19 protein-coding genes are annotated in these 21,150 nt (G+C 65.7%); 11 read left to right on the top strand and 8 right to left on the bottom strand.

What is annotated here, in order from left to right; all coding sequences use genetic code 11:
• The 4 genes from P2869_RS07460 to cls all read left to right on the top strand — a co-directional run bounded on the left by P2869_RS07460 (position 1) and on the right by cls (position 4,150).
• Positions 1-363: an ArsC family reductase gene (locus P2869_RS07460; RefSeq protein ID WP_017778125.1), complete on the top strand. Its 363-nt coding sequence runs from the start codon at positions 1-3 to the stop codon at positions 361-363.
• Between the two features lie 84 nt (positions 364-447).
• A complete protein-coding gene (gene dapE, locus P2869_RS07455; RefSeq protein WP_277597900.1) occupies positions 448-1,587 on the top strand; it encodes a succinyl-diaminopimelate desuccinylase in 1,140 nt (379 codons plus the stop codon).
• A gap of 38 nt (positions 1,588-1,625) precedes the next feature.
• Positions 1,626-2,522, top strand: a complete 897-nt coding sequence (gene prmB / locus P2869_RS07450) for a 50S ribosomal protein L3 N(5)-glutamine methyltransferase (RefSeq protein ID WP_277597899.1) — start codon at positions 1,626-1,628, stop codon at positions 2,520-2,522.
• 191 nt (positions 2,523-2,713) lie between these two features.
• A complete protein-coding gene (gene cls / locus P2869_RS07445; protein WP_199541526.1) occupies positions 2,714-4,150 on the top strand; it encodes a cardiolipin synthase in 1,437 nt (478 codons plus the stop codon).
• 31 nt (positions 4,151-4,181) lie between these two features.
• Here the strand turns inward: cls and P2869_RS07440 are convergent, their stop codons facing one another.
• Complete coding sequence (locus tag P2869_RS07440) at positions 4,182-4,661, bottom strand: glutathione peroxidase (protein ID WP_017778121.1); 480 nt, start codon at positions 4,659-4,661, stop codon at positions 4,182-4,184.
• Positions 4,662-4,792: 131 nt separating this feature from the next.
• On the opposite strand from P2869_RS07440, the gene P2869_RS07435 reads away from it, so the two are divergent.
• Together P2869_RS07435 and P2869_RS07430 are read left to right on the top strand one after the other, a co-directional pair.
• Positions 4,793-6,724, top strand: coding sequence for an ATP-binding cassette domain-containing protein (locus tag P2869_RS07435; RefSeq protein WP_126875866.1), 1,932 nt, complete (start codon positions 4,793-4,795; stop codon positions 6,722-6,724).
• Positions 6,725-6,796: 72 nt separating this feature from the next.
• On the top strand, positions 6,797-7,936 hold the full coding sequence (locus tag P2869_RS07430) for a CaiB/BaiF CoA-transferase family protein (RefSeq protein ID WP_277597898.1): 1,140 nt from the start codon (positions 6,797-6,799) through the stop codon (positions 7,934-7,936).
• 70 nt (positions 7,937-8,006) lie between these two features.
• Here P2869_RS07430 and P2869_RS07425 read toward each other — a convergent pair whose 3' ends face one another.
• The 3 genes from P2869_RS07425 to alr all read right to left on the bottom strand — a co-directional run bounded on the left by P2869_RS07425 (position 8,007) and on the right by alr (position 10,918).
• Positions 8,007-8,270 (bottom strand): DUF2866 domain-containing protein, encoded by a 264-nt coding sequence (locus tag P2869_RS07425; protein ID WP_026122114.1) that lies wholly within the window; start codon positions 8,268-8,270, stop codon positions 8,007-8,009.
• Between the two features lie 197 nt (positions 8,271-8,467).
• Complete coding sequence (gene radA, locus P2869_RS07420) at positions 8,468-9,844, bottom strand: DNA repair protein RadA (RefSeq protein ID WP_126875665.1); 1,377 nt, start codon at positions 9,842-9,844, stop codon at positions 8,468-8,470.
• A gap of 3 nt (positions 9,845-9,847) precedes the next feature.
• Positions 9,848-10,918 (bottom strand): alanine racemase, encoded by a 1,071-nt coding sequence (gene alr, locus P2869_RS07415; RefSeq protein ID WP_277597897.1) that lies wholly within the window; start codon positions 10,916-10,918, stop codon positions 9,848-9,850.
• A gap of 221 nt (positions 10,919-11,139) precedes the next feature.
• Between alr and lplT the strand changes: the two genes are divergently transcribed.
• Both lplT and thiD read left to right on the top strand, forming a co-directional pair.
• Positions 11,140-12,447 (top strand): lysophospholipid transporter LplT, encoded by a 1,308-nt coding sequence (gene lplT, locus P2869_RS07410; RefSeq protein WP_017778115.1) that lies wholly within the window; start codon positions 11,140-11,142, stop codon positions 12,445-12,447.
• 28 nt (positions 12,448-12,475) lie between these two features.
• Positions 12,476-13,282 carry a bifunctional hydroxymethylpyrimidine kinase/phosphomethylpyrimidine kinase gene (gene thiD / locus P2869_RS07405; protein WP_277597896.1) on the top strand — a complete coding sequence of 269 codons (807 nt, stop codon included), beginning with the start codon at positions 12,476-12,478 and terminating at the stop codon, positions 13,280-13,282.
• Positions 13,283-13,303: 21 nt separating this feature from the next.
• Here thiD and P2869_RS07400 read toward each other — a convergent pair whose 3' ends face one another.
• From P2869_RS07400 to tsaB, 4 genes are read right to left on the bottom strand one after another with little or no spacing between them, the layout of a single operon-like run.
• The gene (locus P2869_RS07400; RefSeq protein ID WP_277597895.1) at positions 13,304-14,485 is read right to left on the bottom strand and encodes a DUF1853 family protein; all 1,182 of its coding nucleotides are present in this window, start codon (positions 14,483-14,485) and stop codon (positions 13,304-13,306) included.
• The gene (locus tag P2869_RS07395) at positions 14,482-15,519 is read right to left on the bottom strand and encodes a uracil-DNA glycosylase (RefSeq protein WP_277597894.1); all 1,038 of its coding nucleotides are present in this window, start codon (positions 15,517-15,519) and stop codon (positions 14,482-14,484) included. Before P2869_RS07395 ends, P2869_RS07400 begins: the two co-directional genes overlap by 4 nt.
• Complete coding sequence (gene rimI / locus P2869_RS07390) at positions 15,506-16,000, bottom strand: ribosomal protein S18-alanine N-acetyltransferase (protein WP_026122113.1); 495 nt, start codon at positions 15,998-16,000, stop codon at positions 15,506-15,508. The genes P2869_RS07395 and rimI overlap by 14 nt, the downstream gene beginning before the upstream one ends.
• Positions 15,997-16,839 (bottom strand): tRNA (adenosine(37)-N6)-threonylcarbamoyltransferase complex dimerization subunit type 1 TsaB, encoded by an 843-nt coding sequence (gene tsaB, locus P2869_RS07385; protein ID WP_277597893.1) that lies wholly within the window; start codon positions 16,837-16,839, stop codon positions 15,997-15,999. The genes rimI and tsaB overlap by 4 nt, the downstream gene beginning before the upstream one ends.
• A 139-nt stretch (positions 16,840-16,978) precedes the next feature.
• Here tsaB and P2869_RS07380 point away from each other — a divergent pair, with 139 nt between their 5' ends.
• The 3 genes from P2869_RS07380 (at position 16,979) to aceA (ending at position 21,014) form a co-directional block, all read left to right on the top strand.
• Positions 16,979-17,248 (top strand): acyl-CoA-binding protein, encoded by a 270-nt coding sequence (locus tag P2869_RS07380; protein WP_017778111.1) that lies wholly within the window; start codon positions 16,979-16,981, stop codon positions 17,246-17,248.
• A gap of 375 nt (positions 17,249-17,623) precedes the next feature.
• Positions 17,624-19,285, top strand: coding sequence for a DEAD/DEAH box helicase (locus tag P2869_RS07375; protein WP_277597892.1), 1,662 nt, complete (start codon positions 17,624-17,626; stop codon positions 19,283-19,285).
• A 418-nt stretch (positions 19,286-19,703) separates the two neighbouring features.
• The gene (aceA, locus tag P2869_RS07370; RefSeq protein ID WP_017778109.1) at positions 19,704-21,014 is read left to right on the top strand and encodes an isocitrate lyase; all 1,311 of its coding nucleotides are present in this window, start codon (positions 19,704-19,706) and stop codon (positions 21,012-21,014) included.
• The last annotated feature ends 136 nt before the right edge of the window (positions 21,015-21,150 follow it).

Here is a 21,150-nt window from a genome sequence, read left to right as displayed (position 1 = left end):
ATGGCCGCCGGCAAAACGGTCGTCTACGGCATTCCGAACTGCGACACGGTGAAGAAGGCGCGCGTGTGGCTTGAAGAGCACGGCGTCGCGTTCGAGTTCCACGACTTCAAGAAAGCCGGCGTCACGGCGCCGCTTCTCAAGGGCTGGTTGAAGCAAGTGCCGCTCGACACGCTCGTGAACCGGCGCGGCACGACGTGGCGCGGCCTCGACGACGACGCGAAGGCCGCGGCGCAGAACGAGGCCGGCGCGATCGCGCTGATGATCGAGAAGCCCTCCGTCATCAAACGCCCGGTGGTAGTCGTGGACGGGCACGTGAAAACGCTCGGCTTCTCGGCCGACCACTATGCGGCGCTCTTCGCCTAGCGCGGCGGCGCTTTGGCGCCGTCTGTAACCCATGCTGTTGCCGGCCCGCGGGCCGGCAATTTTCTTATCGGAAGCCTCGTTCCCATGTCCGGCACCCTCGCCCTTACCGAACAGCTGATTGCCCGCGCATCGGTCACGCCCGACGATCAGCACTGCCAGCAGATCCTGATCGAGCGCCTCGCGCCGCTGGGCTTCGCGTGCGAAACCATCGAGTCGCACGGCGTCACCAATCTCTGGGCCGTCAAGCGCGGCACCGACGGCGCCAACGGCAAGCTGCTCGCCTTTGCGGGCCACACCGACGTCGTGCCGACCGGCCCGCTCGAACAATGGCGTTCGCCGCCGTTCGTGCCCGCCATTCGCGACGGCAAGCTCTACGGTCGCGGCGCCGCGGACATGAAGACGTCGCTCGCCGGTTTCGTCGTGGCAAGCGAAGAATTCGTGGCGGCACATCCGCAGCATCGCGGCTCCGTTGCGTTCCTCATCACGAGCGACGAGGAAGGCCCGGCCACGGATGGCACCGTCAAGGTGGTCGACCTGCTCGAAGCGCGCGGCGAGCGGCTCGACTACTGCATCGTCGGCGAACCCACCTCCACGGCCATGCTCGGCGACGTCGTGAAGAACGGCCGGCGCGGCTCGATGAGCGGCAAGCTCACCATCAAGGGCGTGCAGGGGCATATCGCGTATCCGCACCTCGCGAAGAATCCCGTTCATCTGTTGGCGCCGGCCTTGGCCGAACTCGTAGCCGAACGCTGGGACGACGGCAACGAATACTTTCCGCCCACCACGTGGCAGGTGTCGAACCTGCACAGCGGCACGGGTGCGAGCAACGTGATTCCAGGCCACGCCGACGTGCTCTTCAACTTCCGCTTCTCGACCGCGAGCACGGTGGAAGGACTGCAGCAGCGCGTGCACGCCATTCTCGACCGCCATGGGCTCGACTACGAGCTTCAATGGACCGTGAGCGGCCTGCCGTTCCTCACGCCGCGCGGCGAGTTGTCGAGCGCGCTCGAGAAGGCGATTCGCGACGAGACCGGTGTCACCACCGAACTCTCCACCACGGGCGGCACCTCGGACGGCCGCTTCATCGCACGCATCTGCCCGCAGGTGGTCGAATTCGGGCCGCCGAACGGCAGCATCCACAAGATCGACGAGCATATCGACGTAGCCTTCGTCGAACCGCTCAAGAATGTCTACCGGCGCGTGCTCGAACAGCTGATCGCCTGATGCGACCACGCACGCCGACACGACACGAGGAGTCCACCATGCCGCATCCGCTTTGCGCCACCTTCCAGACCGTGCGCGACCTGCTGCGTTACGCGGTCACACGTTTCAACGAAGCCGAACTGGCGTTCGGCCACGGCACCACGAACGCCTACGACGAAGCCGCGTATCTGATTCTCCACACGCTGCATCTGCCGCTCGACCTGCTCGATCCGTTTCTCGACGCGCGCCTCACAGCCGAGGAAACGACGACCGTGCTCGGCGTGATCGAGCGCCGCGCCACCGAGCGCGTGCCGGCCGCCTACATCACGCACGAAGCATGGATGCACGGCGTGCGCTTTTACGTGGACGAGCGCGTGATCGTGCCGCGCTCGTTCATCGGCGAGCTGCTGCAGGACGGCTTGCAGCCCTACGTCGAAGACCCGGAACTGGTCGGCGCGGTGCTTGAACTTTGCACGGGCTCGGGTTGCCTCGCCGTGCTCGCCGCCCACGCGTTCCCGAACGCGGACATCGATGCCGTGGACCTCTCGGCGCCGGCGCTCGAAGTCGCGGCACGCAACGTCCATGAGCACGACCTCGACGAGCGCATCTCGCTCTTTCAGGGCGATCTGTTCGCTCCGCTGCCCGAGCGCCGCTACGACGTCATCATCACGAATCCGCCGTACGTCAACGCGGAATCGATGCAGACGCTGCCCGCCGAGTACCGGCACGAACCGGAAATGGCACTCGCGGGCGGTGCCGACGGCATGGACATCGTCCGCCGCATCATCGGCGAGGCGCGCCGCTGGCTGACAGACGAAGGCGTGCTCGTGGTCGAGATCGGTAACGAGCGCGCGAATGTCGAAGCGGCGTTCGGCGGGCTCGATCTGGTCTGGCTGCCGACGAGCGCCGGTGACGACAACGTGTTCCTGATCCAGGCCGCGGACCTGCCGGGCTGAACGAGGCCGAGTGACCGGCCGACGCCCGACGACCGCTGGGTCCGAGCGGCCGCGCTACCACGTGATGCATCGCCGCGCCTTCTGTCCGGGCACAAGTGGTCTCGACAGCCGCGGCGCAACACCATCCGGTAAGATGGGCGGGCCTGCGCGCCAGCCGGTGCGCAGCGGTTCAGGAGTCCCTGTACGCCGGTATGCAATTCGATCTGCTCCATCTCGGCACATTCGTCGCGCTCGCGCATATCCTCGGCGTCATCGCGGCGTGCCACGCCATCCTCAACACCCGCACCTCGCAAGGCGCAATCGCGTGGGCCGTCTCGCTCACGGCGATGCCCTACTTCACGCTGATTCCCTATCTGTTCCTCGGCCGCAGCAAGTTCGAGGGCTACGCCGACGCCCGGCGCCTGCGCAACGAATCGCTGCGCTCGCGCGCTCATCCGCCCGAGTGGGATTCGATGGGCTCGTCGGGCGCCAAGCCTGCCGACGCGCTGGGGACGAGCGTGATCCGCTCGTTCACGCGTCTCGGCGGCATGCCGTTCCTGCCGGGCAACAGCGTGCGCACGCTCGTGAACGGCGACGCGACGTTCGCGGCCATCCTCGAGGCAATCGGCGAGGCCGAGCGCTATGTGATCGTGCAGTTCTTCATCGTGCGCGCCGACGCGCTGGGCGAGATGCTCAAAGACGTGCTGCTCGCCTGCGCGAAACGCGGCGTACGCGTGTACTTCCTCTATGACAGCATCGGCAGTTTCGATCTGCCGCATCGCTACGTGTCCGCGCTGCGCGCGGGCGGCGTGGAGGTGCACCCGTTCGCGACAAACCGGCGCTTCGTCAACCGGTTTCAACTCAACTTCCGCAATCACCGCAAGATCGTGGTGGTCGATGGCGCGCGCGCCTTCGTGGGCGGCCACAACGTGGGCGTCGAGTATCTGGGCGCAAACCCGAGGCTCTCGCCGTGGCGCGATACGCACATCGAAGTGCGCGGTCCCGCGGTTGCGAGCATCCAGTTCGTATTCACCGAAGACTGGTACTGGGCTACCCAGCAGTTGCCGCCGCTTGACTCGCCGCCTGCCACGCACAGCGACGACATGCATTGCCTCGTGCTGCCGAGCGGCCCGGCGGACCGCCAGGAAACCTGCTCGCTCTTTTTCGTGGAAGCGATCAATGCGGCGCGCAAGCGCATCTGGATCACGACGCCCTATCTCGTGCCCGACGAAGCCGTGTTCTCGGCGTTGCGGCTGGCCGTGCTGCGCGGCGTGGACGTACGCATCATGATCCCCAGCCGGCGCGACCACTACGTGGTGTTCGAAGCCTCGAAGCTCTACGCCTGGGACGCGATACGGGCAGGCATTCGCATCTTTCGCTACCGGCCGGGCTTCCTGCACCAGAAGGTGGTACTGATCGACGACGTGGCAGCCGCGGTCGGCAGCGCGAATCTCGACAACCGGTCGTTCCGCCTTAACTTCGAAATCATGGTGCTGACCGTGGACCAGGCCTTCGCCGCCGAGGTGGAGGCCATGCTGCAGCACGACTTCGACGAAGCGTTCGAGATCGATCGTACCGAGTACCGCAATGCGCCCGCGTGGCGAAAGATGACCATGCACGTGGCGCGGCTCTTCGCGCCTATCCTTTAGCGGCGCAAGCAGGCTCGGCGCGCCGCTCGCGCTACAGCAGCTTTTCGATATCGGCCGCGATGGATTCGGGCTTCGTGACGGGCGCGTAGCGCTTTACGACGTTGCCGTTGCGGTCGACCAGAAACTTGGTGAAGTTCCACTTGATCGCTTCGAGCCCAAGCAGACCGGGCGCCTCTTCCGTGAGGAAACGATACAGCGGGTGCGCGCCCGCACCATTCACGTCGATCTTGTCGAACATCTGGAACGACACGCCGTAGTTCTTTTCGCAGAAGCTGCCGATCTGCGCCGCGTCGCCCGGCTCCTGCTTGCCGAACTGATTGCACGGAAAACCGAGCACCGCGAGGCCGCGCGCCGCGTATTGCTCGTGCAGTTGCTGCAGACCGGCATATTGCGGCGTGAACCCGCATTCGCTCGCCGTGTTGACGATCAGCATCACCTTGCCCTGATAGCGCTCGAGGCTGACCGGCTCGCCGTTCAACGCGGCAGCCGAGAACGAGTAGATCGAAGTCATCTGTGCTTTCCTCGCAAAAAAGTAGCGCCAGTCTAAGCGAAAAGGCCCGCGCGCGCGCCTGGCCGTCCGGCCGATCCTCCGAGCGGGTAGCACAGTCTAGAATAGCGTTTTTGTCAGCGCCGGGCCTCGTTGTGATCCGCTTTAACCAGTTCAGTCTTACGCGCGGCACGAAGCCGCTTTTCGATCAGACGTCGTTCACGCTGAATCCCGGCGAAAAGGCCGGGCTCGTCGGCGCGAACGGCGCCGGCAAATCGACCTTGTTTGCCGTGTTGCGCGGCGAACTGCACGCGGACGCCGGCGACTTTTCGATACCGCCTTCGTGGCAGATCGCTCATGTCGCTCAAGAAACGCCGGCAGTCGACAAAAGCGCGCTGGACTACACGCTGGACGGCGATGCGGCACTGCGCGACATCGAAGCGCGTATCGCAGCGGCATCCGCCGCCCACGACGGCACCGCCGAAGCGGAAGCCCACGCTGCCTTCGCGGACGCGGACGGCTACACCGCGCCGGCTCGCGCCGAAGCGCTGCTGTTGGGCCTCGGCTTCACGCTCGAACAGACGCGCCAGCCGGTCAGCAGCTTCTCCGGCGGCTGGCGCATGCGCCTGAACCTCGCGCAGGCGCTGATGTGCCGCTCGGACCTGTTGCTGCTCGACGAGCCCACCAACCACCTCGACCTCGACGCCATCGTGTGGCTGGAAGAGTGGCTACGCCGCTATCCCGGCACGCTGGTCGTGATCTCGCACGATCGCGAGTTCCTCGATTCGGTCTGCAACGTCACGCTGCACCTCGAGCAGCGGCAGATCAAACGGTACGGCGGCAACTATTCGCAGTTCGAGATTCTGCGCGCGCAGCAACTCGCCTTGCAGCAAAGCGCGTACGAGAAGCAGCAGAAGACCGTGGCGCACCTGCAGAGCTTCATCAACCGCTTCAAGGCGAAGGCGACGAAGGCCCGCCAGGCGCAGAGCCGGGTGAAGGCGCTCGAAAAGATGGAACTCATCGCGCCGGCGCACGCCGCTTCGCCGTTCACGTTCGAATTCCGCCAGCCCGATTCCGCACCGAACCCCATGATGGTGATGGAAGGCGTGCGCTGCGGCTATCGCGCGGCGGACGGCGGCGAAATTCCCATCGTCGAGGGTGTGACGCTTTCCATCCAGAACGGTCAGCGCATCGGTCTGCTGGGCGCGAACGGCCAGGGCAAGTCGACGCTGATCAAGACACTGGCCGGCACGCTCGCGCCGCTTGCGGGCGAGTTGCGCACGGGCAAGGGGCTGCAGATCGGCTACTTCGCGCAACATCAGCTCGAAACGCTGCGCCCGAGCGATTCGCCGCTCCAACATCTCGCGCGTCTCGCGCCGGACACGCGCGAACAGGAACTGCGCGATTTCCTCGGCAGCTTCAACTTCGCGGGCGACATGGCCACCGCGCCCATCGCGCCGTTCTCGGGCGGCGAGAAGGCGCGCCTCGCGCTCGCGCTCATCATCTGGCAGAAGCCGAATCTGCTGCTGCTCGACGAGCCGACCAATCACCTCGACCTCGAAACGCGTCATGCGCTCACCATGGCGCTTGCGCAGTTCGAAGGCACGCTGATCGTCGTCTCGCACGACCGTCACCTGCTGCGCGCCACCACGGACGAGTTCATGCTCGTGGCGAAGCATCGCCTGCAACCGTTCGATGGCGATCTCGACGATTACCGCAACTGGCTGCTCGAGCATGCCGCGCAGCAACGTGCCGCGCTCAAGGCGAGCGAGGCGCCGCAAGCGGCGGCCGAAGGTTCGCAGAACCGCAAGGACCTGCGGCGCCAGGAAGCCGAAACAAGGCAGAAGCTGTCGCAGCTGAAAAAGCCCCTGCAGACGCGCATCGCGAAGATCGAAAAGGAAATGGATTCACTCAACGCCGAAAAAGCCTCGCTCGATGCGTTCGTTGCCGATCCCGCGAGCTACGAAGCACAGCACAAGGCCCGGCTGACCGAGGCGATCCGTCGGCAGGGTGAGGTGGCCGGGCAGATCGAAGCACTGGAAGCGCAATGGCTCGATGCGCACGAGGAACTGGAGCAGATCGGTTAACGAACGGCGCGAGCCGGCCGCGTCATATGGCGCCCGGAGCACGCCCCATCGTCGTCGACAAGGAGATTGAGAGTGCCGTCTCCCGCTGTACTACAAGGCTTGCGCGTGCTCGATCTGACGCGCCTGCTGCCCGGCCCCGTCGCCACGTTACGGCTCGCGGAACTGGGCGCGGACGTGCTGAAAATCGAGGCCCCGGGTGCCGGCGACGACGCCCGGGTGATGATGCAGAGCGCCGCAGACCGGGTAGCGGGCCGCCCCGGCGCGTTCTACCGCATCGTCAATCGTGGCAAGCGGGAAACGCGGCTCGACCTGAAGTCGGAAAGCGGTCGCAACGTGCTGAAGGCGCTGGCTCGCGACGCGGACGTGCTCGTGGAAAGTTTTCGCCCCGGCGTGATGGCACGGCTCGGCCTTGGCTACGACACGCTGCGCGAGGTCAATCCGAAACTCGTCTATTGCGCCATCACGGGCTACGGTTCGAGCGGGCCGTTCGCACGTCGCGCCGGCCATGACCTCAACTACGTGTCCTATGCCGGCGTACTGGACCAGCTTGCCTCGAGCGACGGCACGCCCGTACTGCCCAACTTCCAGATTGCCGATCTGCTGGGCGGCGCGCTCAGCGCGGTGACGCAAATTCTCGCGGCGCTCTGGCACGTATCGCGCGGCGGCGAAGGCCGTTTCCTCGACGTATCGATGACGCACGCCACCTACGCCCACAACATCGTCGCGCAAATCGCGCTCGCCAACGACGAAGAAGAAGGTCCAAACGCGGGCGGCAGCCTGCTCAACGGCGGGGTGCCCTGCTACAACCTGTATCGAACGCTCGATGGGCGTTGGCTTGCGGTTGGCGCGCTGGAACTGAAGTTCTGGGAGACGCTGTGCGCGGCAATCGATCGGCCCGAATGGGGCACGCGGCACTGGAGTCTCGGGCAGGCCGTTGGCGGTGCCGACGCCGCCGCGCTCACGCGCGAACTGGCCGGCGTGATTGCCAGCCGGACACTCGAGGACTGGTCGAAGCTGCTGGAGCCGCTCGACTGCTGCGTCTCGCCGGTGCTCACACCGGCGGAAGCCGCACGGCATCCGCTCTTCACGAGCCCGACGGCGGAACAACCGGATGCAGAGAAAGCCCCAGAAGCGCGCACCGCGGCACAGCAGGAAAAGACGAGCAACATACGAACGCCGCTCGCAGGGCCGCAACGGCAAGACAAGTGTTGAACAGGCGTCAAGTGTGGTGCCTGAACCGGCGAACTCGGTGACACCCAGAGGCGTGTTCCGCGCTCAGGCCTCAACGCCGTGGCAAGGTCTGCCGTGGTTCGCGCTCGTCGTCGTAGAGCCGATGCTTACGCCCTTCCACGTGGCGCGCGATGGTGCTGCGCACTTCTGCAGCCGTCACGTGTTCCGCGACGACGCGCCGGGAAATCTGACCATCGCTGTCAATCCACTCGACGATGCGGCATGCGCCGCCCCACGGCTGACGGATCGGATCGGACACGCGGCAGCCGCGCACCACGACGGCGCATTGGCCCACGGATTCATGAGACTGTTTCAAGGCACCACCCTTCCCGCTCGAAACGGAATGCAGACCGAATCGAGCATAGGGAAAAGAGATGTCTCATGGGTTACAGCGTCCACGGCGTCCGTTACAGCCGATTACGGCCACAAAGCGTCCGCAAGGCGAGGGACAACATAGCGCTCGACTCAAAACGGCTCGCAGCCGAACACGGCCCGATTGCGCCTCGCGATCCGCTATTCGAACTCGCGCACGCGGTCGATAGCCTGCTCGATGCGCTCGACCGCGATGACCTGAAGGCCGTCGATCGGCTGCTTCGGCGCATTGGCCTTCGGAATGAGCGCGCGCGAAAAACCAAGCTTCGCTGCTTCCTTGAGCCGCTCCTGCCCGCGGGGCGACGGCCGGATCTCGCCCGCCAGCCCCACTTCGCCGAACACGATGAGGCCCTTCGGCAACGGCTTGTTGCGCATCGACGAATGAATGGCGAGCAACACGGCAAGGTCGGCGGCGGGCTCGGTAATCTTCACGCCGCCCACCGCGTTGAGAAAAACGTCCTGATCGAAACACGCAATGCCCGCATGCCGATGCAGTACCGCGAGCAGCAGCGCGAGCCGGTTCTGTTCGAGGCCGACCGCGAGCCGCCGCGGATTGGGCACGTGCGCCGTATCCACGAGCGCCTGGATTTCCACGAGCAGCGGCCGCGACCCCTCTTGCGTGACGAGGACGCACGAGCCAGGCACGGTTTGCTCGTGCTGCGAAAGAAACAGCGCGGAAGGATTCGCGACCCCCCGTAAGCCGCGCTCGGTCATGGCGAACACGCCCAGTTCGTTGACCGCGCCGAAGCGGTTCTTGAATGCGCGCACAAGGCGAAACGACGAATGCGTGTCGCCTTCGAAGTACAGCACCGTATCGACGATGTGCTCCAGCACACGCGGCCCCGCCAGATTGCCCTCTTTCGTGACGTGCCCGACCATGATGATCGCGGTACCCGACTGCTTGGCTAAGCGCGTGAGTTGCGCGGCACATTCGCGCACCTGTGCGACGGATCCCGGCGCCGACGAAAGCGCCTCGGAATAGATGGTCTGGATCGAATCGATCACGGCGACGTCGGGCCGTTCGGCCTCGATGACGGCCTGAATTTTTTCGAGCTGGATTTCGGCGAGCAACTGAAGGTCGCTCGCCTTCGCCCCCGGCTCCAGCAGCGCGAGCCGTTGGGCGCGCAAGGCGATCTGCGCGCCGGATTCCTCGCCGCTCACGTACAGCGCACGGCGCTCGCTTGCAATCTGCGCGAGCGATTGCAGCAGCAACGTCGATTTGCCGATACCCGGGTCGCCACCGATCAGCACCACGCCGCCTGCCACGAGACCGCCGCCCAGCACGCGGTCGAACTCGCCCACGCCGGTGGTGAAACGCGGCACATCGGAGGCTTCGATATCGGCGAGCCGCTGCACCGTCGCAGTCTTCGCGAGCGACTGGAAGCGCCTTGTGCCGGCCGGCTCAGCGACGGTTTCGACGAGCGTGTTCCACGCGCCGCAGGCGGGGCATTGCCCTTGCCACTTCGGCGCCTGCCCGCCGCACTCGGTGCAGGTGTACAGCGTCTTCGGTCGGGCCACGCGTTATTCCGCCCGCACCGGCACACGCGGCGCGATCGCGCACATCAGCTCGTAACCGATCGTGCCGCACGCTTGCGCCACGTCGTCGATGGGCAAGGCATTGCCCCACAGCTCGACGCGCGTGCCCACGTTCGCGTTCGGGCACGGCGTGAGATCGACAGTGAGCATGTCCATGGAGACGCGGCCCACCACCCGCGTGCGCACGCCGTCCACAATAATGGGCGTGCCTTCCGGCGCGATGCGCGGATAGCCGTCCGCGTAGCCGCAGGCGACCACGCCGATGCGCATGGTCTCGCGCGCCTTGAAGGTCGAGCCGTAGCCCACGGTCTGCCCTTTTGCCACGGTCTGCACGGCGATGAGTTCGGAAGCGAACGTCATGGCCGGCTGCAGGCCCACGCCGTCGATCGCGGCGTTCACGCCCGATGGCGATGCCCCGTACAGAATGATGCCGGGGCGCACCCAGTCGAAGTGCGCCGACGGGTGCCAGAGCGTGGCCGCCGAATTCGCGAGGCTGCGCGCACCCGCAATGCCTTCGGCGCCGCGCTCGAACGCCTCCATCTGGTAGCCGATGCCGCGCTCGCTGTCGGCGTCGGAGAAATGGGTCATCAACGTGATCTGGCCGATGCCCGCGCAGGCACGCACGCGCTCCCATGCCGCACGGAAACGCTCGGGCGTATAACCCAAACGGTTCATGCCGCTATTCATTTTCAGCTGGATATTGACCGGCTTCGACAAACGCGCCATTTCGAGCATGCGCATCTGCTCGTCCGAATGAATGGCGGTGGTGAGGCTATAGCGATCGATGACGTCGATATCCGTCGGACGAAAGAAGCCCTCGAGCAACAAAATAGGCCCAGCCCAGCCCAGCTCACGCAACTTCACCGCTTCTTCCAGGTCGAGCAATCCAAAGCCGTCGGTTGCGCGAAGCCCCGGGAACGCACGCGCGAGCCCGTGACCGTAGGCGTTGGCTTTCACGACAGCCCAGATTTTCGACTTGGGCGCGCAGCGGCGCACGACGGCGAGATTGTTGGCAAGAGCGGCGGTGTGAATCGTGGCTGAGAGGGGACGCGGCATGGGAAGTTTTCGTAAAGACGCTTTCAAATCAGGAGCTTACAATGCGTTTTCAGCGCCTGGAAGTCCGCCGGATGGTGCGGCTGAGGTATCTGCTAGTCCGAATGCCGCTATTTTCGTGATATAAAGCCGTGCGCACAACCCATTTCGATCGTAATAAGCCCGGATGCCTTACAGCCGTCCGGGGCGGACGGACGGCAGAGAGGACAGCATCGCATCATCAGATGAGAAAAGGCTTTTACACCATCATGGCCGCGCAGTTTTTTTCTTCGCTGGCCGACAACGCGCTTCTGATCGCTGCCATTGCTCTGCTCAAAGATCTCCACGCTCCGAACTGGATGACGCCGCTGCTGAAGCTGTTCTTCGTGCTGTCGTACGTCGTCCTTGCTGCGTTCGTGGGAGCGTTTGCCGATTCCCGGCCCAAGGGCCGCGTCATGTTCATCACGAACACGATCAAGGTCGTGGGCTGCCTGATGATGCTGTTCGGCACGCATCCGCTCTTCGCCTATGGCGTGGTGGGCTTCGGCGCAGCGGCCTACTCGCCCGCCAAGTACGGCATTCTCACCGAACTCTTGCCGCCTGACCGGCTCGTCGCCGCGAATGGCTGGATCGAGGGCACCACGGTCGGCTCCATCATTCTCGGCACGGTGCTGGGCGGCGCGCTGATCAGCCCGCACATCGCCTCGCACGTCATCCGCTACACGCCGCCTTCCATCAACACGCCCGCCGAAGCGGCGATGTTCGTGATCATGTCGATCTACGTCATCGCGGCGCTCTTCAATCTGCGCATTCCCGACACCGGCGCCCGTTATCCGAAGCAGGAGCGCGGGCCCATCAAGCTCGTCACCGATTTCGCCGACTGCTTCCTCGTACTCTGGCGCGACAAGCTGGGCCAGATCTCGCTGGCGGTCACCACGCTTTTCTGGGGCGCGGGCGCCACACTGCAATTCATCGTGCTCAAGTGGGCCGAGGTCTCGCTCGGCATGTCGCTCTCCGAAGGGGCTCTCCTGCAGGCCGTGGTGGCGGTCGGCGTGGCGGCCGGCGCGATGATCGCCGCAGCGCGCATCCCGCTCAAGAAGTCGCTGTCGGTGCTGCCCGTAGGCATCATCATGGGCATCGCGGTCATGCTGATGGCGTTCTACACGCGCGACTTCTTTCCGCCGCACTGGAACATCTCCGTCGGGCGGCTGCACGTGCCGGTCTATCTGCTGATCGCCTACGTATTCCTGATGTTCGTGGGCAGCCTCTCCGGCTTTTTCGTGGTGCCGATGAACGCGCTGCTCCAGCATCGCGGGCACGTGCTGCTCTCGGCCGGCCATTCGATCGCCGTGCAGAACTTCAACGAAAACCTCTCCGTGCTCGTGATGCTCTGCCTCTATGCCGTGCTCGTCTGGCTCGACGTGCCGGTCGCGCTCGTCATCGTGCTGTTCGGCACCTTCGTGTGCCTGATGATGTGGCTCGTGATGCGGCGCCACCAGGCAAACCAGCGCGCGTTCGATTCGGTCGCGCTCATCGGCGAAGTGAAGCACTGATCGGGCAATCCCACGCCCTCTCGCTGTCATGAATCATCCCATTTCCAATGTGCTCACCATCGCCGGGTCCGACTCCGGCGGCGGCGCCGGCATCCAGGCCGACCTGAAAACCTTCTCCGCGCTCGGCGCGTACGGAGCAAGCGTGATTACGGCGCTCACTGCGCAGAACACGCGCGGCGTGACGGGCGTCCACGCGCCGGAGCCGGCGTTCGTCACGGCCCAGCTCGATGCCGTGTTCGACGACATCCGCATCGACGCAGTCAAGATCGGCATGCTGGCGAACGCGGCTATCGTGCGCGCGGTCGCGGCCGCACTTGCACGCTATCGGCCGCCCTGCATCGTGCTCGACACGGTGATGATCTCGAAGAGCAATCACGCCTTGCTCACGGCCGACGCGGTCGCCGCATTGCGCGACGAACTGCTGCCGCTCGCCGACGTGGTGACGCCGAACCTGCCCGAGGCGGCCGCGCTGCTTGGTGAAGCGACGGTGACCGACGAAGCCGGCATGGTGCGCCAGGGCGAAGCCCTGCGGGCGCTGGGCGCACGCGCTGTGCTGGTGAAGGGCGGGCATCTGGGTACTGACCAGAGTCCCGACTGGTTCGTGCAGGAGAGCGGCACACTGCGCCTGGGCGGTGCACGCGTGCCGGTCAGGAACACGCACGGAACGGGCTGCACCCTTTCGTCGGCAATTGCGGCACTCGCGCCGCAGCGCGACAGCCTGGCCGCAGCGGTAGCCGACGCCAAGCAATATCTGACGGGTGCCATCGAAGCGAGCAGCCGGCTCGATGTCGGCCACGGCGTGGGACCCGTTCATCACTTCTATCGCTGGTGGTGACGCGCGAAAGCGCGTAGCACGTCACCGGCGCGCGAATGCCTGGGCGTGGCGCGGCCACTCGTCCGGCACGATAAAACCGCGTGAGCGCTCCGTGTAGGTGCCGCTCGCGTCGCGCGCGAACGCGGCCACCATTGCCGGACCGGCTTTGCCTTCAAGTTGTTGGGTCAGTGTGTGGCTGTCGACGAATGGCATCTGCCCTTCGTTGTCATGATGCCGGCGCGGCGCCAGCCACTCGAGCCGGGACAGCACACGCCAGGCCGTGGCGTGGCCCGACGCAAAGCGAGGCCAGTCGGCGTGTGTCGTCCACCAGCCGCGTGCATGATCGGGCGCGAGTTCGGGTGCGAGTTCGGGCACAAGCGCCTCCGCGTGGCCAGCAGCGTCGGTGGGCAGGTTCTCCGCCTGATAGAACAACCAGCCTTTGATGAACATCCGCGCCTCCCACGGCCCGCGATGCCCGAGCGTCCCGAACTCCTCACGTCCGCTGAGCGGCAACTGATGATCGAGCAGGTGGGACAACTTGATGTCGAAGCGATCCTGCAGATTCGGGCCGACGTAATCCGCGAGGCGCGCGTGCCCCTCGCCCGCATGCAGGTAGCACTTCACAGCCAGTTCCCAATGCAGGCGGCGACCGCTCTGAGTCTCCACGAGAAAATCGCATTCGCCGAGCGTGACGCCCGCGCGGCGTAGCGCGACGTTCGCTGCCACGAGCCGTGCGGCGGGACCGTGCTGGAGAAACCAGCCAAGCAGACATTCGGCATAACGGCCAAGACGCGTCACGCGCGCCGCCGCGATGGCGCTGTGCAGCGCGAGCGCGTCGCGATCGAGCGCAGCGAGCCAGTCGATGGTGGCGGCACGCTCGTTGGCCGATTCGAATGGATTCGCGAGCAGGTCGGCAAGCGGCTGCGCGCACAACAGGCCAGGACTGAAAAGCAGCCACGCGAGGTCTCGCACGGCGGTATCGCGCAGCGCATCGAGACGGGCATCGTCATGGGCATGTTCGCTGGGCTGCGACCGCGAGTCCCAAACGATATTGGATGGCCTGTCAGGTCGAACGTCGGTTGGCCGTTCGGCTGTCGGGTCGGGCTGAGCCTGCGAGGGCGACCCAACGTGCGCGCCCGCGTGCACCGACGTCTGCGACCGGGCCGGCAGTGCCGGCTCGTCCGGCACGGTGGCGTCGGACTCGCCCGGCACGCCGGTCTTCATTTCTCGCCGCCCCCGCCCTTGCGCCACGTGTCGCGGGCGAGGCAAAGGTCGGTCCACGCCTTCGCCTTGTCGTGGAGACTGCGCAGCAGGTACGCGGGGTGATACGTGACGATCACGGGCACGCCTTCGTACTCATGCACGCGGCCGCGCAGCGATGAGATGCTGGCGTCGGTCTTGAGCAGGCTCTGCGCGGCGAAGCGGCCGAGCGCAACGATAATCTTCGGCTTCACGAGCGCGACCTGGCGCTGGAGGTAAGGCTCGCAGCGCGCGACCTCGTCGGGCTCGGGATTGCGGTTGCCGGGCGGGCGGCACTTGATGACGTTCGCGATGTAGACGTTGTTGCCCCGCGCAAGCGCGAGCGCACGCAGCATGTTGTCGAGCAGCTTGCCCGCCTGGCCGACGAACGGCTCGCCCTGACGGTCTTCGTTCTCGCCGGGCGCCTCGCCGACCAGCATCCATTCGGCCTCGCGGTCGCCCACGCCAAACACCGTGTTGGTGCGTTTTTCGCAGAGGCGGCAGCGGTGGCAGTCCGCCACGCGGGCGGCGAGTGCGTCCCAATCGAGCGTCGAGACGGACGGCGCGTCGGGCGCATCCTGAGCTGCTGGCGCTTCCTGCACCGGCGCGGACGACGGAGCATCGAACCAGGCAAAGTCGTCTTCGGCGGGCGGTGGTTCGTCGACGAACGGAGCGGTGGTGGCCGAAGGCGGGACCACCGTGTCGGCGTCGGCTCCCCCGGACGCTTTAGCTGTCGGGGCGTTCGCGACGGCCGCAGCGCTGCCCGACGTTCGAGCCACCGCGGGCGATACGGCCACTGCCGGGGCGAGAACGCCCGAAGCCTGCGCCTCGTGCCGTGCGGCCGGCGCCGCGGCGCCAGGCGCAACGTCCGCATCACGATCCCCCGCCGCCACCGCTACCGGCGGCAGATCCGCACGAGATTCGGCGCTCGCGTCGGCAGGCCTTTGGTCTTGCGCACCGCGACGCACCCACAAAGGCGCGAGGCCCAGTTCTTCCAGCACGGTCTCATGGAGCGTCATGCGCGCCCTCCTCTGCAAACGAAAAACGCATCACGATCGCGTCCTCCCGGCTGCGATGGCGCGCCGGATAGTAATTCTTGCGCCGCCCGATCGACTTGAACCCGAAACGCTCGTACAGCCGGATCGCCCGATGATTCGACGGTCGCACCTCGAGCAGCAGTCCCTCGAGCCGTTGATTGCGAGCCGTGCGTACCGCCTCGCGCAGCAGCGCGAGCCCGGCGCCCGCGCCCTGCGCGCTGGGCGCCACGCAGAGATTGAGCACGTGCAGCTCGTCGACCACCGGCATCAACACGCAGTAGCCGAGCAGCGTGCCCGTCACGTGCCGCATGCAGATGCCGAAGTAGCCATTGCGCAGCGAGTCCTCGAAGTTGCCGCGCGTCCAGGGGAATTCGTAGGCGACCTTCTCGATCGATACGACTTCGTCGAGATCGCTTTCCGTCATCGGAGACAGATAGCGGTCGGCCAGCAACACGCCACTCATCGCGTGCCCTCGGAACCATCGTGGGCAACGGCGCCCCCCTGGCCGCCGCGCGCCTCGCGAGAGGCCGACGCGGCCGTGGTGCCGGCATGGGCTTGAGCCGACCTGGCCGCGAGGCGCTCGGCTACGGTTTGCGCAACCTTGTTGCGCACGTACTCGGGCGCGGCTTCGTCGGGGCGCACGGTGCGGCCGGCGCGCAGTGCACGCAGCGCCGCGGTCGCGACCGCTCGGGCATGCGGTACGGCATTGCCATCCACGCGCTGGGCATGTGCCGCTGCGGGCAGGCGCTCGCCGAACGCCGCCGCGGCATTGCCGGCGAGCGTGAACGGCACATCGGGAATTGAAAGTTGCGCAGGCGCATCCAGCGACGCTGCCTGAATCGTGCGCCATTCTTGCTGCTCACCGTCCCATGCGAAGTCCGCCCAGTAGACCTCGTCCATGCGGGCATCGAGCGCCGCGAGCACCCGCGTGACCGACGGGTCGGCAAGCCGCGCCGCCTCGGCGCATGCGAGCAGCGTGCCGACCGGCACGACCGGCATCCCGAGTCCGAATGCGAGCCCCTGGGCGACGCCCGTTGCGGTGCGCAACCCGGTGAACGAGCCCGGTCCGGCGCCGAATGCAATCGCGCCGCAGTCGGCGAGGACGAAGCCCGCCTCGTCGAACAGTTCGCGAATCGCGGGTAGAAGACGGGTGCTGGATACCGCGCCGGTGGCCTCGTGGCGCATCCAGATGCGCGGCGCGGCGGGTGCGGAAGCGCCGGACGTATCGCCGGCGGAGCAAAGCAAGGCGACCGAGCAGAATTCGGTCGATGTATCGATGGCAAGCAGCACGGTCTGAGTCATGCCCGCTATTGTAATGCCCCGCCCTTGCCCCCACGGGCGGTGGTTGGCCTGCGCGCCGTTTGGAAGGGTTGCTCCAGCGTCACGGGCAGCGCGGCTGTTACCATCGACGCCCATTCCCGCTACTGCCATGGAGAAAACGATGAGCGATGTCGATGCCCTGTTCGCACAAGCCCAGGAAGACGTGAAACAGCTGCCCGAACGGCCCGGCAATCTGACGCTGCTGCGTCTGTACGCGCTCTTCAAGCAGGCAACCGAAGGCGACGTACATGGCGACAAACCCGGTTTCGCCGATATCGTCGGCAAATACAAGCACGACGCCTGGGCCGCGCTCAAGGGTACGCCGCAGGAAACGGCGCGCCAGCAGTACGTCGAACTCGTGGAGTCACTGAAAAACGGCACGGCTTCCTGACGCTCGCGAGGCCGGGCGCAAAAAACCGAAATGAATGTGGCGCAGCGCAACAAATCTCTTTATAATGCGGGCTGCGTTTTGCCTTGGCCTCGGTGCAAACCGGTTTCGCGGCACAGCGCTTCGTAGCGTTATGCTCCAATCCAGTTTAGAACCTGTCCCCCTCTGCCTTGGCCCTGTTCGGGCCGTCAAAGATCAGGCTGGCGGCTTACCATCCCGGTGCGTCGCATCCGAAACAGCTTCTAACTAGAAACTCGCTCACAATTGCGAGTTGCCCCCGTTTTTCGATTTGCTCGCGGCTTCATGCCCGCTGAATCCGACGACCAGGGTTGTGTCGATTGGCGCCGACGTTCCATTTCCTGCGTTCCAAGGATTTACATGACTTCGAGTAACACCCCCAGCCCGCTGACCGCCCTCGCCAACGAAGTGTTCGCTGCCGACGAACAGCAGGCCGCGCCTGCGCACGACGCCGCTGCCACGCCGGAAGGCCCGACGTTCGCGTCGCTCGGCCTCTCGCCCGAAATCGTCTCGGCGCTCACCGCAGCGGGCTACAAGGCTCCGACGCCGGTGCAGGAGCGCGCCATTCCCGCCGCCATCGCGGGCCGCGACCTGCTCGTTTCGAGCCCCACGGGCTCCGGCAAGACCGCAGCGTTCATGCTGCCCGCCATCGAGCGCTTCGCCCAACTGCAGAAGGCACAAGCCAGCCAGCCGCGCGAGCCGCGTTCGGCCGATGGACAAGGCGACCGCCGCGGCCGCCGTCCGCAACCCGTCGCGCGCCCCGGCCTCCTCGTGCTCACGCCCACGCGCGAACTCGCCATGCAGGTAACCACCGCCGCGTCGACCTACGGCAAGCATCTGCGCCGCCTGCGCACACTGAGCATTCTGGGCGGCGTCGCCTATGGCCAGCAGTTGATGCTGCTCGCAAAGAACCCCGAGATTCTCGTTGCGACGCCGGGCCGTCTGCTCGATCACCTCGAGCGTGGCCGTATCGACCTGTCCGAACTCCAGATGCTCGTGCTCGACGAAGCCGACCGCATGCTCGACATGGGCTTCATCGACGACATCGAAACGATCGTCGCCGCCACGCCGGCCACGCGTCAGACCATGCTGTTCTCGGCCACGCTGGACGGCAAGATCGGCTCGCTCACGGGCCGCCTGCTGAAGGATCCCGAGCGTATCGAGATCGTGCAACGCATGGAATCGCGCACGAACATCGCCCAGACGGTGCACTACGTCGACGACCGTGACCATAAGAACCGTCTGCTCGACCATCTGCTGCGCGACACCGGCCTCGACCAGGCCATCGTGTTCACGGCGACCAAGATGGACGCTGACCAGCTGGCCGGGCGTCTTGCCGACGCCGGTTTCGAAACGGCCGCGCTGCATGGCGACCTGCCCCAGGGCGCCCGTAACCGGACCATCCGCGCGCTGCGCGAGCGCCGCGTTCGCGTGCTCGTGGCAACCGACGTGGCTGCGCGCGGCATCGACATTCCGGGCATCACGCACGTGTTCAACTACGACCTGCCGAAGTTCGCCGAAGACTACGTGCACCGCATCGGCCGTACGGGTCGTGCGGGTCGCTCGGGTATCGCGGTGAGCCTCGTGCATCACGCCGAGCAAGGCGCGCTCAAGCGCATCGAACGCTTCGTGCACACCACGTTACCCGTCAACGTGGTCGAAGGCTTCGAGCCGCGCAAAACGGCGCCGGCCAATCGCGGTTTTGGCCGTGGCCGTCCCGGTGGCGGCAACGGCGGCGGTAACAGCGGTCGCCGTTTCGGTAACGGCAAGCCGGGCGGTGGCTACGGCCAGGGCGGTCAACGCACTGGCGGCTGGGCCAACAAGTCTGCGGATGGTGCTTCTCGCGGCGGTTACGGCGCGCCGAGCGGCGGCCAGTCCCGCGATGGCTACGGCGCGCGCGACGGCCGCCCCGGCGGTCAGCGCAGCGGCTCCGGCGACTCGCGTGGCTTTGGTGGTTCCCGCGAAGGTGGCTACAGCGGCCGCCGGCAGGATGGTCCGCGCACCTCGCGCCGCGGCGACTAATCCCCGTTCGCGTCAAACGCAACACGCCTGATTTCCCGACCGGCGGCCTCTTGTGCCGCCGCAAAGGTTCTAAAGACCGGTGCCCCTGGCACCGGTCTTTTTTTATGCCTCGCCAAATTTCACGATATGAAAAAATCTTTTGAGTCGTAAAATTTCGTGCTGCGTGGCACAAGCTACCGCGTTCCAGGATGGAAAACGACATTTCTCATCATGGAACGAGCAAACCAAATATTTGATTTTAAACAATAATAAATCTCTCAAAAACCTGACTTCCGCCCTGTTGCAGCCGTCTGCTTTTGCCTAGACTCTTATATAAGACTTCACGAAACGAATCGCCCCGCTCCCCTCCCAGGGTCGCCGTTTCGCGAAGACAGCCAGTCCATCGATTCACTTCAAGGCAATCTAAGGAGAGCACATCATGACCACGACGCGTCAACAACAGGCTCAGGAACTGCAGCAGCAATGGGAAACCGATCCGCGCTGGAAAGGCATCAAGCGCGGCTATAGCGCCGAGGACGTCGTGCGCCTGCGCGGCTCGCTCCAGGTCGAGCACACGCTCGCGAAGCGCGGCGCCGAAAAGCTGTGGCAACTCGTGAACAACGAGCCGTTCGTGAACGCGCTCGGCGCCCTGACCGGTAACCAGGCCATGCAGCAGGTCAAGGCCGGCCTCAAGGCGATCTACCTCTCGGGTTGGCAAGTAGCGGGCGACGCCAACGTGGCCGGCGAAATGTACCCCGACCAGTCGCTGTATCCGGCGAACTCGGTGCCGCTCGTCGTGAAGCGCATCAACAACACGCTTACGCGCGCCGACCAGATCCAGTGGTCCGAGGGCAAGAACGAAGGCGACGAAGGCTACGTCGACTTCTTCGCACCCATCGTGGCCGACGCCGAAGCCGGCTTCGGCGGTGTGCTCAACGCATTCGAACTGATGAAGGCCATGATCGAGGCCGGCGCCTCGGGTGTGCACTTCGAAGACCAGCTCGCCTCGGTGAAGAAGTGCGGCCACATGGGCGGCAAGGTGCTCGTGCCGACCCGCGAAAACGTGGCCAAGCTCGTCGCCGCGCGCCTCGCCGCCGACGTCTGCGGCACGCCGACCGTGCTCGTCGCGCGTACCGACGCCGAAGCTGCCGACCTCATCACGTCCGACGTCGACGACAACGACAAGCCGTTCCTCACGGGCGAACGCACGGTGGAAGGCTTCTTCCGCACGAAGCCGGGCCTCGAGCAGGCCGTGTCGCGCGGTCTCGCCTACGCGCCGTATGCCGACCTGATCTGGTGCGAAACGGGCAAGCCGGATCTGGAATACGCGAAGAAGTTCGCCGAGGCGATCCATAAGCAGTTCCCGGGCAAGCTGCTCTCCTACAACTGCTCGCCGTCGTTCAACTGGAAGAAGAACCTCGATGACGCAACGATCGCGAAGTTCCAGAAGGAACTCGGCGCGATGGGCTACAAGTTCCAGTTCATTACGCTCGCCGGCTTCCACGCGCTCAACTACTCGATGTTCAATCTCGCGCACGGCTATGCGCGCCAGCAGATGAGCGCGTTCGTCGAACTGCAGCAGGCCGAGTTCGCCGCCGCCGAGAAGGGCTTCACCGCAGTCAAGCACCAGCGCGAGGTGGGCACGGGCTACTTCGACGCCGTCACGCAGACGGTGGAGCGCGACGCCTCCACCACGGCGCTGCACGGTTCGACGGAAGACGAGCAGTTCTTCGACAAGAAGGTCGCCTGACCCAGCGGGTTGCCGGCGGATTGCCGGGTCCGGTCCCCGGGCCCGAATAATCCCGGCTTCGAAAAACAAATCAGGGAGGAGGCGCGGCGGGTGGATACCTCAGGTACCACCCGCCCCCACACCAGGCTGCGCGTTG

The organism is Paraburkholderia sp. SUR17 (assembly GCF_029536165.1).
In the GTDB taxonomy this organism is placed as follows: Bacteria; Pseudomonadota; Gammaproteobacteria; order Burkholderiales; family Burkholderiaceae; genus Paraburkholderia; species Paraburkholderia kururiensis.
This window is presented reverse-complemented; position numbering and strand designations above follow the sequence as displayed.